Source organism: Salicibibacter kimchii (assembly GCF_003336365.1).
GTDB classification, from domain to species: Bacteria; Bacillota; Bacilli; order Bacillales; family Marinococcaceae; genus Salicibibacter; species Salicibibacter kimchii.
The window spans coordinates 1,200,142-1,212,413 of the sequence record NZ_CP031092.1; the positions used below are offsets into that span (position 1 = coordinate 1,200,142).

The following is a 12,272-nucleotide window of genomic DNA, read 5'->3' on the forward strand; positions in this document are numbered from 1 at the left end:
GACGTCGTTTGTAATATCATCCCGCAGGATATAAAACGATTCAAGCAATGCAGTTATGTCCTCACTGCCGCCGGTCGCCACACCTTGTCCGCTTCGTTTCACTTGCAAAAGATGAATAAACAGCTTGCCTAGGTCATGATGGAGATCAAAAGCGTGGGGATCTCCGCTGATTTGCTGGCTAAACACCGGCAAGCGCAGCGGTTGATCAGGAAGAGCGCGAACTGCTTCATGGAGCACAGGCATCATCGCTGTCAGCTGCTCACTTTCAAGCAAGCGATAAATCCAATACGTGTCCGGATGACGTTCCCGCACATAATCCAACCAGAACGCAAGAACGGGATACTGTTTTTTCCAATGGCTAAGCACCTGTTCTTCAGCTTCGCGTTTTTGAACACTTGCCCTTTGTGGCGGATGACGCTGTTGAAAAAGTCTTCCATTTGGGCACCCCCGAGCCGCCGGAGCAAGTCCTGAATTTGAAGCGCCGTCCGTTGCAAGGAGATAATGAAATCACGCAAATAGGTCGTGAACTGGTCTTTATAGAGCAGAAATGCATCCGTTTGCATGCGTTCATTTGTGTTTTCACTGTCAATATAGGCAAAATAATCCGACGTATTTTGCGTGATCTGGCGAATGTACATCATGACATCGTCCCAGAGTTGGGCACACTCTTCATCGGTTTCTTCTTTTTCCGAATGGGCGATTTCATCAATCCGGTAAAGCACCTGATAGAGACGTTCGAATTGCGAGCGTTCGAGTGAGCCGCCAAACTGATCGCCCTGTTGTTCCATCCGCTGCATCATGCGTTCAAACTCAACCGTGTACGGCGTACATTGATAACGAAAACGCTTCTTTTTAAATTCTTCCACCGTATTCACTTTGCCCGTCTCCTGTTGCGTGGACAAATTCCCCCATTTGACCAATTGTTCGAGATCCTGTTGAAGCTCTTCCAGGGTATATGCGGCGAAGGCAGGATCCTCCTGTACATGCGCGTGTATCTCCTCGGCGAATAAAAATTGCCGCATGCGTTCGTGTTGTATATAGCAATAACGTAAGATCGCCCGGTAACTCCAGGCCTTCTCGGCAGCGAGATACGTTGCTTCGTGAACACGCTTTTTCACATTGTGCTGCAACGCGACGGCCTCCTTCTTTTTTCTATCATTCATTGTATCACGCTTTCTTAAAAAATAGAAAAAGGTCGGGGGCAGTCGGAGAAAGACGGATTATTTTTGATGACATAACTAGAAAACCCTCTGCTCACAACGAACTGAAGGTTTATTTTCACTGCTGTTTTTTGCTTTTCGGATCTTTTGCCGACCGTTTCGCGTACATGTCTTCGCCGTATTCGGTTTGCAGATCTCTCACCGAAGAACGTTGCTGCTGCTCATTTTCAGGCTTAGGCGGCGCGGTTGACTGATTTTCTTCATCAGCCGAGGGGCTGTTGAAAAATTGGCGCCGCATATACATATGGAAGAAAATTTCAGCCCCTGTTAAAATAAGCGCGATGATGAATGATGCTGTTCCCAATGCCAGCGGTTGTGCGATGAAAAAATGCCCTAGGATCCACACGCCCGCCCATGCGAGAAAAAAATCAGCGATCATTGCCGTTACATTTTTTATGCCGGGCAAAATAAAAACGTCCCCTAAAAACGATACAACGGTTAAGATGGCGCTGATCGCTAAAACATCTGAAAAAGCGACATCGAAAAATCCGCCGAGTACGATCCATATAACGGCTAACATGATGGCGAATTTTATACCTAAACCAGCGAGAAATCTCATCGTTTTCCTCCTTCTTTTTCAAATATTATCTCCGTATGGCTTTTATTTATCCCTGCCAAAATTCACTGTTTATTTTTTGTTTTCTGAGTTATTTTCCTGTATAGTTTTAATTGATCAACCTACGGGTATAAAACCCCTACGACCAAAATAAAGGAGTCGATCGAATGCGCAATTATATCAACCATTACATTAATGGGGAGTGGGTGGAATCCAGCGGTTCCGAAACGATGGAAGTGATTAACCCGGCAACGGAAGAAGTGGCCGGACGCATTAGTTTAGGTACCCAGGAAGATCTGAATCGTGCCGTAAAAGCCGCGCGGGAAACTTTTCCCCATTTTTCAACAACGTCAAAAGAATACCGCATCGAGCTGCTTGAAAGTATTGCCAAAGAATACAAAAATCGCAAAAGCGACCTCATTGATGCGATTACGGAAGAATTAGGTTCGCCGGTCGGCATCACGGAAAACGTACATTACAAAATGGGGCTCGGTCATTTTGAAACTGCGGCCGAGCAGCTGAAAGATTTTGAATTCACGGAAAGGCGCGGCGGGACGCTGATTAAAAAAGAACCGATTGGCGTCAGCGGGCTTATCACACCATGGAACTTCCCGACAAATCAAACATCAACGAAGATTGCAAGCGCACTCGCGGCCGGAAGCCCAGTTGTATTAAAACCAGCAGAGCTCACCCCATTCGCGGCTGTCATTTTAGCGGAGATTTTTGAAGCCGCCGGCGTGCCGAAAGGGGTCTTTAACCTCGTCAACGGAACGGGAGAGACGATCGGAAACGGTATCAGCGCCCACCCGGATATTGATTTTGTTTCCTTTACCGGCTCCGGGGGTGTCGGGCAAAAAGTCTCGGAGAACGCGGCCAAGACGGTCAAAAAAGTCGCTCTTGAACTCGGCGGAAAATCGCCGATGGTTATTTTAGAAGATGCCGACGTGAAAAAAGCCGCGAAAGCGGCCGTCACCAACGTCGTCATGAATAGCGGGCAAGTGTGCACGGCAGCCACGCGGACAATCATACCTCAAAAGATGCATGACGATTTTATCGAAGCGGTCAAAGAAGTCCTACCAGGCTATCCGGTCGGCGATCCTCATGGTCCTAACATGGTCGGACCTTTAGTAGCTGAAAAACAATGGGATCGTGTCCAAGGCTATATCGAATTAGGCGTTAAAGAAGGCGCTACCCTCGTGGCAGGTGGCACGGGCAAGCCAGATGGGTTGGAAAAAGGATATTACGTCAAGCCGACCGTTTTCACTGATGTGAACAACGATATGACCATCGCCCGAGAAGAGATTTTCGGTCCTGTCATGTCCGTGCTGACGTATGATGAGCTGGATGAAGCCGTTGACATTGCCAACGACACCGTTTATGGTTTGGCAGGCTATGTCGTCGGCGAAGACGAAGAAAAACTCCAAGATGTTGCTTCCCGCTTGCAGGCAGGACGCATTACCGTCAATAATGCCAAAATGGACTTTACCGCGCCGTTCGGCGGTTATAAACAGTCCGGTGTCGGACGCGAATGGGGCGACTACGGCATCGAAGAGTACCTCGAAGTCAAGGCTGTGCTCGGCATGCCTTCTTAAAGTACAATCAACCTGCTTGCCTGCCCCTTTTGGGTCGGGCAAGTTTTTGTTCGAATAGAGGTGGCTTATGTTCGGAAAACTACGAGACCTTTTCAAAAAAAGAGGCTGTTATTTTTGCAAATCAACAACGTCATACATGCGCGATTACTACGATGAAAACCAAACACACGTCGTCGTATGCGAAAAATGCTTGGAATATGCGGAACGAAGGGCTTTTAGAAGAGTGTAAACGGAGGGATAAACATGCGAATCAACGATCAGATCCACTCATTTGAAAAGCAATTATTGGAAATGAAAAATGAATTGGAGGCGCAATTCGAAGGTTCCAATCGCCCGGAAGAAATCGGCGAGCTCTCCCAAATGGGCAATCACCCCGGGGATCAGGGCACCGAGTTGCATGAACAAGCGAAGAACGTCGCCATTAACAATCAATCCCAACAACAACTGGATGCTGTTCACGAGGCTTTGCAAGCGATCGAAAACGGAACGTATGGCCGTTGCGCCGTTTGCGGGAAGGCGATCCCTCATGAACGATTGAAAATTGTTCCAGAAACGAGGGTATGCGTCACGCACGCCCATGCAGAGGAGGAAGCCACTGCGGAGATCCGCCGGCCTATTGAAGAAGATACAATGGAAGGTGCTTTGGAGGAAAAAGATGAAAAAGAAGAAGTCATCTTCGATCAAGTGGATACGTGGGAAACGGTCAGCGGCCATGGCACTTCCGAAACACCATCGGACACTCCGGAAGAAGAAGGAAACAACAGCGATGGGGCAAACGAAGACCCGCCAAGCCAAAAAAGATGAACGAAGACGTAAAACGGCGCACCGTGATCGATGCGCCGCTTTTTCCCCCTATTAAAATGCGATTACACCAAAACCCATCAACACGACAATAACGAGGATAGCAATGACAACGGTTAGCCACACAGCCACGCCTTCTCCCCGCTTTGCTTTTCCAAGGGTCATTTCCATGAAACCGATGAGAAGAATCGCTAAAATGCCCTTGATGACATACGAGGCCGGAAAGCCTAATTCAAAGAGCAGGCCAACACCGGAAACAATCATAATGATATAAAAGATACCGAGAATAATGCGTAAAATTCTCCCACCCGTCGGCTTTCCCGCGCGGTACAAGAAAAACGCGATCAAAAACAAAATCGGCAAAAATGCCCACGAACCCTGGTGGGACGCGAATAACATATCGTACATGTCTGTCATCCTTTCCAATCATTACAAAAATTGCATGTGACAAGCCACTATACCCTTTTCTCCTCCATGTTACACATATTTTCCTCAGAAGCATAGCACCGTTTTGTGAACGCGGTATGAATATTTTATCTTAATGTGGCGTGAGCGATGCAAAACAGTATTGAGTTAGGGTTGTTCGCGCTCCATGGTGACCTTAAAGCCGGGCGGCGACGCGTTTCGGGGCTCATGAACCTACGCCCCACCTATATCCATCAAAAAAAGAACAAGCACCGCTTGCCTGTTCTTTTTCCGCTTCTATTCAGATCCTTGTAAGCGTCTTAAATCCTCCAGGATTGGCGCTGTATCTACTTCAAGCCCATCATATCGCTGAATTACTTGGCTGTTTTCGTCCACTAAAAAAATATCAGTGGAATGGACGATGTCCTCGTCATCGGCCGCGGGCGCAACAACGCTGTGGAATGTACTTTCCGCAAATTCTTCGACTTCATCGAGGCTATAGCCGGTTAAAAAATCCCAGTTGGAATAATCGGCTTCATAGTGATCGCCATATTCTTTTAATACTTCCGGTGAATCATATTCCGGATCTACCGTAAAAGAAACGAGGTTTGCATCGATGTCCTCTGTGGCCAAATCCTTTTGCAATTGGGACATGTTCGGAGTCATTAAATTACAAACCGTCGGGCAGCGGGTAAAGATCATATTGACCAACGAGTATTCTCCTTCTAAATCCTCATTCGTAACGACTTCACTCGATTGATTCGTATAAGAAAAGTCATGAAGATCCAAGCCATACTCTTGTAAGTCTTCCCCATTTTCTGCCGATGTCTCACTTACATTATCGAACCAACCGCAACCAGACAGTGCCAGCAGCAAGATGAATCCGCACAGCCACACCCCTGTTCTTGTTCGCAACGCACTTCCTCCTTTGTAAATCCACCTACAATAGAAACATAGATCAATCATGTAGACGGGTCTTTACTTTGAGGAATATGCAATAGCTCGGCAACTATGTCTGCTGAAAGACAAGTTTTATCAATTTGTAGAAGCTGCAATAAAAAACGCTGTGGGTTCTCTCCCAGCGAAAAAAATTATTTTAATGCTTCCTTGATGTCGGTTTCAATTTTTTCCGGATTGGTGCTTGGGGAATACCGATACAACACTGTTCCATCACGTCCGACGAGAAATTTTGTGAAATTCCATTTTATTTTATTCGAGCCTACGCCCCTCGTTTCGTATGTGAGTTGTTCGAATAAAGGGGATATGTTTTCACCCCGCACCGTTGTTTTTTTAAACATAGGGAATGTGACGCCGTATTTTTCTCTGAAATAATCGGGGATTTCTTCACTATCCAACGGTTCCTGATTCATGAACTGGTCGCTGGGAAAGCCCAATACATAGAATCCTTGATCTTTATACTGGTCATAGAGCTGTTGCAACTGATTCATTTGCGATGCGAATCCGCATTTGCTGGCCGTGTTTACCACGAGCAAAACATTTCCTTCATATGGTTGTAATGTATGCGTTCCATCATCAACCGATTCAACTTTCACATCAAAAATACTCATCGTACAACCTCCTTTTCCATCTATACCCAAACGAAACTATATTCAATCATTTGTTTAAAAGAACAGGTTGGCTTTATAATAAAATGAAAAAGATTTGAAGGAGGATAAGAAATGTCTATTTATAGAGCGTTAACCATCGCCGGCTCTGACGCCAGTGGTGGCGCCGGTATAGGAGCCGACTTAAAAACATTTCAGGATCTGGGCGTTTACGGCATGAGTGCGCTGACGACGATTGTGACTATGAAGCCGGAAACGTGGGAGCATCAAGTCTTTCCCCAGGATATCAAAACCGTGGAGGCGCAATTGGAAACCATTCTTTCCATCGGCGTTGATGCCATGAAAACAGGCATGCTCGCGTCCGTGGATGTCATTGAACTGGCCGCGCGTAAAATTGAGGAAAATAATCTGAAACGAGCCGTCATTGACCCCGTGCTCGTTTGCAAAGGGGAAGATGAGGTTTTGCACCCGGAAACTGCGGATGCCCTTCGAGAAGTGCTCGTACCGAAAGCGCTGGTCGCGACGCCGAACTTATTCGAAGCAGCCCAGCTCGCGCAATTGAAAACGATCACAACAGTTGACGGAATGAAAGATGCGGCACAACGCATTCATGACAACGGCACAAAATACGTCGTCGTCAAAGGCGGCAAACAGCTTGACGATGATCGCGCGATTGATGTTGTTTACGACGGCCAGACGTTTAAAATGCTGGAAACCAAAAAAGTTACTCACTCCTATAATCACGGTGCCGGCTGTACGTTTGCGGCTGCAATTACGGCCGAGCTTGCAAAAGGCAACGATGTTCACGATGCCATCGCGACCGCCAAGCAGTTCGTCACCGCGGCCATCGCCCACGGTTGGCGCATGAATGAACACGTGGGTGCCGTCCAGCATGGAGCCTATCGTAAATACGGAGTCGAAACGAATATTGAAAAACAAACAGTGTGATCGAGCGCAATGATCGATCTGAGAAGTCCCACAAACGAGAGTGTGGGGCTTTTTTTAGCCACATAGGTGTGATTTCACGAATACCAGCGGGATTGTTCCGAATCCGCCATGCTCTTTTGGATTAGAAAGGTTCCAAGTGGAGTTATGGCAGCTATGATTCACGTTTTGCCGTTCCGGGATGCGTTGTGCTTCATTCATGGCACCTCCGATCAGCTTTTTTTGCCGTTCCGAGGTACGTTGAACCCTTCATCACACCTTCGATCAGGTTCATTCTTCATAAATCACCTTTTACGTTTGGCGTTTTTCTTTACAGTGCTACGATTTTCCGAATCAAAGCGGGTTTATTCTAAATCAAGCGAGTGATGATCTGAATGCAAGAGCTTATTTTCTGAATCAGATAACTTCTATTCTCAATCGGATGGCTTTTTTTCCGAATTTGAGAGAAATCTTTCCGAATATTGGATTTTGACTAACGGCGTGGACTGCCCCGTCTTCATTCTCTGTATTGAATATCCTTCTCTTCACACCACTGGCGAGCAAACGCGAGGTATTCCTTGTCCTTGAATTCATACCAGTCATCTGCCACACCCAAATCAATAATACGGTCTTTGAACCTGCGAAAAGCCCCTTTTCCTCTTATCGCCTGTGCTAAGGTCGCTTGTTTTTTCTCATCGGTGAGCGAATCAATAAATATTTCCATTAGACGATAGTCGTTAATGGCGTAGGAATCGGGGATCGGTTCGTAATCGTCCTCATTCTCAATAATATCCTCGGCCAATGCCCGTTCTTCTTTCTGCCATTCATTCACTTCATCGTGGGGCTTTTCCCAGTCTGCTTTTCTTAATGCATCTTCGTTTATCACTTCGACCTCACCCGTTTTTCGATTGACAAATTGGTGAAGTTCATCCGCATCAACATCGATGGCTTCAGCAACCTCTAAAAGATCAACCGGTTTGTTCATTGTAACTCCCCTTTCACACACAAAAAGGGAGTGCTTGACACACTCCCTCTCATTCCTTTTCTTTTCATATAGCTTTCGATTTCTCATAGTCTTTTTCGCATTTTTTCTCGATTTCGATCATTTTGTCCACGTTGCCTCGATACTCTTGTTGAGTGCACCCGTGTGCCTGTTGCATCCCCTTTTCCATTAAAGTTTGATGCAACAGAATGTTCCTTCCTTTTCAAAAGAAAAGCCTCCTCAAATTATCCCCCTGTTCGCCTCTGAATGAAACCTATGTTTGCTTATGGTCAATCCATTCGGAGAATGCACGCAATGAAGAGGTGATCATCGCCTTCGTGTCTTCGTTGGTAATAACGCCGTTTTCATCTATTTTTTTATTCGCATGTGCAATGAAAACACTCGGTTGTTGCATGACCGAAGCACCAGCGGCTACGAGGGATTGTTTCAGCTGTTGTTGCGAAAAAGCGGTCCCGAACATGGTCGGTGAGGCACCAATCATCGCCGCGGGCATGTCTTTGAGCACGTTATGATTCGCGTCACTCCCTGCCCAATCGATCGCATTTTTCAAAACGCCGGGCATGCCGTGATGATATTCCGGGGTAACGATGAAAAGGCCATCGCTCTCTGCTATCGCTCGTTTAAAATCAGCTACGCTTGCCGGGTCACCGCCATCTTCCAAGTCTCCGTTGAATAGGGGGATTGCCGCCAAATCATATGTATGCAACGTCACATCTGTTTCCGTAAATTCGGTGGCTGCCGCTAACACATGACGATTGAAAGAATCTTTTCGCAAACTACCGCTGATTCCTATTATCCTTTGTGCTTTAGCCATCATGGGGCCCCTCCTTCGGCGTACGGTCGTTCTATGTTTCTGTTTGTTCTTTTATTCTTCTTTCCCCATTCCTTTTCCAATTAAACGTTTTTTCCTTTAATGAGCCTGGTCCTTTTTTATAAATGAAAAGTGGTATATCATAGAAGGGGATGCTTGGATTTCGCATAGAACATATTATAGGAGAGATGCAAGATGGAATACCGGATTGAAAAAGACACGCTCGGCGAAATGGAAGTGCCGGCGGATAAGCATTGGGGCGCGCAAACGGAAAGAAGTTTACGCAATTTCCCGATTGGCAAGGAGCAGATGCCCCGGGAAGTTGTGTACGGTTTTGCCACATTGAAAAAATCAGCGGCACGGGCGAACGAGAGCCTGGGAAATTTGGATAGCGACAAAGCAGACGCGATCGCCAAAGCCGCAGACGAAGTGGTCGCGGGCGATTGGGACAGTCACTTCCCGCTCGTTGTATGGCAAACGGGAAGCGGCACCCAGTCCAATATGAACATGAATGAAGTGCTCGCGCGCCGGGGAACGGAAATCCTCCAAGAACAAGGAAAAGATGCATCCATTCACCCGAATGACGATGTCAATCGTTCCCAAAGTTCCAACGACACGTTTCCGACAGCAATGCACATTGCCGCGGTGACGGAAATCCGCCGCGGATTACAGCCTGCTTTGGAAACGCTAAAAAACACCGTCGCTGAAAAAGCGGAAAGCTTTAACGACATTATCAAAATTGGGCGCACGCATTTACAGGATGCCACACCGCTCACCGTCGGCCAAGAATTCAGTGGCTGGCAAGAAATGCTCCGAAAAAGTGAAAAAATGATCGATGAAAGCATTGAATACTTAAACGATCTCGCCATCGGCGGCACGGCTGTCGGGACAGGCATCAATGCGCATCCGACATTCGGGGAGAAGACCTCGGCATTCATCAGTGAAGAAACAGGGTTGCCCTTTACATCAGCACCTAACAAATTTCACGCGTTGACGAGCCACGATGACATTTCCCATGCCCACGGCGCGTTAAAAGCGCTCGCGGCAGATTTAATGAAAATCGCCAATGATGTCCGTTGGTTATCGAGCGGTCCTCGTTCGGGCATCGGCGAGCTCACCATCCCGGCGAACGAGCCCGGGAGTTCGATTATGCCGGGCAAAGTGAATCCCACCCAAAGTGAAGCACTCACGATGGTATGCACGCAAGTGATGGGGAATGACGCTACGATCGGTTTCTCCGCCAGCCAAGGAAATTTCGAACTGAATGTTTTCAAGCCGGTGATTATTTACAACTTTTTACAATCCGCCCAGTTGCTCACCGACGCCATGCAATCGTTCCATGACCGTTGCATCGTCGGCATCGAGCCGGAAAAAGAAAACATCGAGGCACACGTGCGAAATTCCTTAATGCTTGTCACGGCCCTAAATCCGCACATTGGCTATGAAAAAGCCGCGTCCATAGCGAAAAAAGCACACACCGAAGGGGTAACATTAAAAGAAGCCGCGGTGGGCAGCGGAGAGCTTACAGAAGCACAGTTTAATGAATGGGTAGATCCTGCGAAAATGGTTCATCCTTCTGAATAAAAAACACAAAAACTGCCCTTGGTCCCGTACCGCGGGCAGTTTTTCATTCATCATACGTGAAACGCACGACGTATTTTTCATTTTTAAGCTTAATGATCTCCACAAGTGGGCAGACTTCATAACCATTGTGCCAGTTGTCTTCCAATTTGGCCTTCACACAACCAGCCTGAAACTTTGACCGAAAGGTCTGTTTCCAATAAATCCATCGCGGTCCGTACATAGGTGATTGCCCCTTTAAACCCTTCTATGAATAATCGTATGTTGCAAATAAATCGATGTTTCGCAACATTTTTTTGTAAACTTCCTCATTATTTTACGGGCTTCCACTAGCATTATGCAAGTCTGTGATCGATGTTTAGGCATAATTACCAAGCCTCCCTTTAGCGAGTGAGCGACGGACGTGATACAATGCCTCTAGTTGACTTTCTCCCGGTGGTCAGCGCACGTAAAACTTTCACTTCAACCCCGTAAGCGGAAGTTAACGGGCGGCTGACACCCCGATCGCGACGCACAGGATGTACTAGTGTCGGCGTTGTCACAGGACGTGACGGTTTTAGCCGACTTCCTTCCTCAGGGGAAAACCGCCCCTCTGATAGAAGGTTCACTTTATAACAGAATTGAGGGTTTGAATATGGAAGGAGAAAGACGTTCTTTAACGTTTACCAGCAATATTCTTGATCAAGCGTTTGATCTTTATGTCTACATACCGCCCAATTACCACGAAAGCATCTCTTACCATTTAATGATCGCGCAAGATGGGCAAGATGCTTTTCGGCTCGGAAAAATTGACCGGAACGTTGAAAAGATGATTTTGGAAGAAGCCGGTCCGGAAACGATTGTCGTTGGAGTCCCCTATCCTCGCGTATCCACGCGGCGCAAATGGTATCACCCTGACGGAGAAGAGACACCTCAATACTTGCAATTTTTAACCGAGGAACTTCTCCCTTTCCTGGCCGATACATTTTCAATCCGGGAAGATGCAGACGGCCGTACGCTTTTCGGCGATTCATTGGCAGGAACGCTTGCTTTGCTCGCCTGTTTGGAGCACCCGGACGTGTTTAGACGCGCGATTATGTATTCGCCTTACGTCAATGACACATTGCTTTCCAAAATAGAGAAAAGCAAGGAACTCGACACATTTACCGTCTATCATACCGTAGGTGCTGACGAGGAAGAAGTAAAAGGAACCGACGGAACGATCATGAATTTCCTTCCGATGCATAACGATCTTCAGGACCGCCTGCAAGAGAATGTCGGTAACTATCGTTCGAAAACCATTGAGGAAGGCGATCATACATGGTTTACGTGGGAGCCGGACATACATCAAGCGCTCCATTTTATGTTCGTCTTGCATGGGGAGTGAAAATATGAGTGTTCAAATTGCATATACAGAAGAAGAAATAGAAGCAGTGCACCAAATTCGTTCAACAGTTTTTATCGACGAACAAAATGTTCCTCCCGAGGAGGAGTGGGATGAATATGAAGAGAACAGCATCCACCTTCTCGCTCAAGTGTCCGGGAAATGGGCAGGTGCCGGCCGGGTCCGTTTCTCCGGAAACACAGGGAAAGCAGAGCGAATCTGCGTGCTCAAAGAATTTCGCGGTACCGGCATCGGAAAAGAAATCATGCAGACCGTTGAAGACTGCGTTGCCTCGCAAGGCGCGGAATCAGTCTTTCTTAACGCACAGATCCGTGCAAAAAATTTCTATGAACACTTGGGTTATAAGGTAACCTCGGACGAATTCTTCGACGCCGGCATCCCTCATGTCGCTATGGAAAAACGGGTATGAGGGGGATTATGAGGGGTTAGG

The 12,272-nt window shown here is 47.1% G+C and carries 14 protein-coding genes and 2 pseudogenes; 6 read left to right on the plus strand and 10 right to left on the minus strand.

The annotated features are described in order from the left end of the window. Positions 1-42 precede the first annotated feature (42 nt). The 3 genes and pseudogenes from DT065_RS19990 to DT065_RS06050 form a co-directional block, all read right to left on the minus strand. Positions 43-435, minus strand: a pseudogene (locus DT065_RS19990) (TIGR02679 domain-containing protein); the annotation flags it as partial. Beyond that, positions 399-1,163, minus strand: a pseudogene (locus DT065_RS06045) (TIGR02677 family protein); the annotation flags it as partial. The pseudogenes DT065_RS06045 and DT065_RS19990, both read right to left, overlap by 37 nt. A 115-nt stretch (positions 1,164-1,278) precedes the next feature. Then, positions 1,279-1,779 carry a YndM family protein gene (locus DT065_RS06050; protein ID WP_114371676.1) on the minus strand — a complete coding sequence of 167 codons (501 nt, stop codon included), beginning with the start codon at positions 1,777-1,779 and terminating at the stop codon, positions 1,279-1,281. 164 nt (positions 1,780-1,943) lie between these two features. Here DT065_RS06050 and DT065_RS06055 point away from each other — a divergent pair, with 164 nt between their 5' ends. Both DT065_RS06055 and DT065_RS06060 read left to right on the plus strand, forming a co-directional pair. Continuing rightward, on the plus strand, positions 1,944-3,368 hold the full coding sequence (locus DT065_RS06055) for an aldehyde dehydrogenase family protein (protein WP_114371677.1): 1,425 nt from the start codon (positions 1,944-1,946) through the stop codon (positions 3,366-3,368). Positions 3,369-3,611: 243 nt separating this feature from the next. Further along, positions 3,612-4,172: a TraR/DksA C4-type zinc finger protein gene (locus DT065_RS06060; RefSeq protein ID WP_114371678.1), complete on the plus strand. Its 561-nt coding sequence runs from the start codon at positions 3,612-3,614 to the stop codon at positions 4,170-4,172. 51 nt (positions 4,173-4,223) lie between these two features. Here DT065_RS06060 and DT065_RS06065 read toward each other — a convergent pair whose 3' ends face one another. The 3 genes from DT065_RS06065 to DT065_RS06075 all read right to left on the minus strand — a co-directional run bounded on the left by DT065_RS06065 (position 4,224) and on the right by DT065_RS06075 (position 6,142). Continuing rightward, positions 4,224-4,577, minus strand: a complete 354-nt coding sequence (locus tag DT065_RS06065) for a DUF1516 family protein (protein ID WP_114371679.1) — start codon at positions 4,575-4,577, stop codon at positions 4,224-4,226. Between the two features lie 294 nt (positions 4,578-4,871). Next, positions 4,872-5,489 carry an SCO family protein gene (locus DT065_RS06070; protein WP_227002743.1) on the minus strand — a complete coding sequence of 206 codons (618 nt, stop codon included), beginning with the start codon at positions 5,487-5,489 and terminating at the stop codon, positions 4,872-4,874. Between the two features lie 176 nt (positions 5,490-5,665). Continuing rightward, complete coding sequence (locus DT065_RS06075; RefSeq protein ID WP_114371681.1) at positions 5,666-6,142, minus strand: glutathione peroxidase; 477 nt, start codon at positions 6,140-6,142, stop codon at positions 5,666-5,668. Between the two features lie 111 nt (positions 6,143-6,253). Between DT065_RS06075 and pdxK the strand changes: the two genes are divergently transcribed. Further along, positions 6,254-7,087, plus strand: a complete 834-nt coding sequence (pdxK, locus tag DT065_RS06080) for a pyridoxine/pyridoxal/pyridoxamine kinase (protein ID WP_114371682.1) — start codon at positions 6,254-6,256, stop codon at positions 7,085-7,087. A 493-nt stretch (positions 7,088-7,580) separates the two neighbouring features. On the opposite strand, the gene DT065_RS06085 is transcribed toward pdxK, so the two are convergent. From DT065_RS06085 to DT065_RS06090, 3 genes are all read right to left on the minus strand, one after another. Beyond that, on the minus strand, positions 7,581-8,048 hold the full coding sequence (locus tag DT065_RS06085; protein WP_160112429.1) for a UPF0158 family protein: 468 nt from the start codon (positions 8,046-8,048) through the stop codon (positions 7,581-7,583). A 64-nt stretch (positions 8,049-8,112) separates the two neighbouring features. After that, positions 8,113-8,235, minus strand: coding sequence for a YuzK family famiily protein (locus tag DT065_RS19995; RefSeq protein WP_472511555.1), 123 nt, complete (start codon positions 8,233-8,235; stop codon positions 8,113-8,115). An 84-nt stretch (positions 8,236-8,319) separates the two neighbouring features. After that, positions 8,320-8,883, minus strand: a complete 564-nt coding sequence (locus DT065_RS06090) for an NADPH-dependent FMN reductase (RefSeq protein WP_114371685.1) — start codon at positions 8,881-8,883, stop codon at positions 8,320-8,322. A 189-nt stretch (positions 8,884-9,072) separates the two neighbouring features. Between DT065_RS06090 and fumC the strand changes: the two genes are divergently transcribed. Continuing rightward, on the plus strand, positions 9,073-10,461 hold the full coding sequence (gene fumC / locus DT065_RS06095) for a class II fumarate hydratase (protein ID WP_114371686.1): 1,389 nt from the start codon (positions 9,073-9,075) through the stop codon (positions 10,459-10,461). 43 nt (positions 10,462-10,504) lie between these two features. Here fumC and DT065_RS19135 read toward each other — a convergent pair whose 3' ends face one another. Beyond that, entirely contained in the window at positions 10,505-10,681 is a 177-nt protein-coding gene (locus tag DT065_RS19135) for a hypothetical protein (protein ID WP_193550812.1), read from the minus strand. A 411-nt stretch (positions 10,682-11,092) separates the two neighbouring features. On the opposite strand from DT065_RS19135, the gene DT065_RS06100 reads away from it, so the two are divergent. Both DT065_RS06100 and DT065_RS06105 read left to right on the plus strand, forming a co-directional pair. After that, entirely contained in the window at positions 11,093-11,824 is a 732-nt protein-coding gene (locus tag DT065_RS06100; protein ID WP_160112430.1) for an alpha/beta hydrolase, read from the plus strand. A 4-nt stretch (positions 11,825-11,828) separates the two neighbouring features. Next, entirely contained in the window at positions 11,829-12,251 is a 423-nt protein-coding gene (locus DT065_RS06105; protein ID WP_114371688.1) for a GNAT family N-acetyltransferase, read from the plus strand. Positions 12,252-12,272 lie beyond the last annotated feature (21 nt).

Excerpts from the sequence above, each read along its gene's own strand:
- DT065_RS06050 (WP_114371676.1), bottom strand. The coding sequence starts at position 1,779 with ATGAGATTTCTCGCTGGTTTAGGTATAAAATTCGCCATCATGTTAGCC.
- DT065_RS06055 (WP_114371677.1), top strand. The coding sequence starts at position 1,944 with ATGCGCAATTATATCAACCATTACATTAATGGGGAGTGGGTGGAATCC.
- DT065_RS06060 (WP_114371678.1), top strand. The coding sequence starts at position 3,612 with ATGCGAATCAACGATCAGATCCACTCATTTGAAAAGCAATTATTGGAA.
- DT065_RS06065 (WP_114371679.1), bottom strand. The coding sequence starts at position 4,577 with ATGTACGATATGTTATTCGCGTCCCACCAGGGTTCGTGGGCATTTTTG.
- DT065_RS06075 (WP_114371681.1), bottom strand. The coding sequence starts at position 6,142 with ATGAGTATTTTTGATGTGAAAGTTGAATCGGTTGATGATGGAACGCAT.
- pdxK (WP_114371682.1), top strand. The coding sequence starts at position 6,254 with ATGTCTATTTATAGAGCGTTAACCATCGCCGGCTCTGACGCCAGTGGT.
- DT065_RS06085 (WP_160112429.1), bottom strand. The coding sequence starts at position 8,048 with ATGAACAAACCGGTTGATCTTTTAGAGGTTGCTGAAGCCATCGATGTT.
- DT065_RS19995 (WP_472511555.1), bottom strand. The coding sequence starts at position 8,235 with ATGGAAAAGGGGATGCAACAGGCACACGGGTGCACTCAACAAGAGTAT.
- DT065_RS06090 (WP_114371685.1), bottom strand. The coding sequence starts at position 8,883 with ATGATGGCTAAAGCACAAAGGATAATAGGAATCAGCGGTAGTTTGCGA.
- fumC (WP_114371686.1), top strand. The coding sequence starts at position 9,073 with ATGGAATACCGGATTGAAAAAGACACGCTCGGCGAAATGGAAGTGCCG.
- DT065_RS19135 (WP_193550812.1), bottom strand. The coding sequence starts at position 10,681 with ATGTACGGACCGCGATGGATTTATTGGAAACAGACCTTTCGGTCAAAG.
- DT065_RS06100 (WP_160112430.1), top strand. The coding sequence starts at position 11,093 with ATGGAAGGAGAAAGACGTTCTTTAACGTTTACCAGCAATATTCTTGAT.
- DT065_RS06105 (WP_114371688.1), top strand. The coding sequence starts at position 11,829 with ATGAGTGTTCAAATTGCATATACAGAAGAAGAAATAGAAGCAGTGCAC.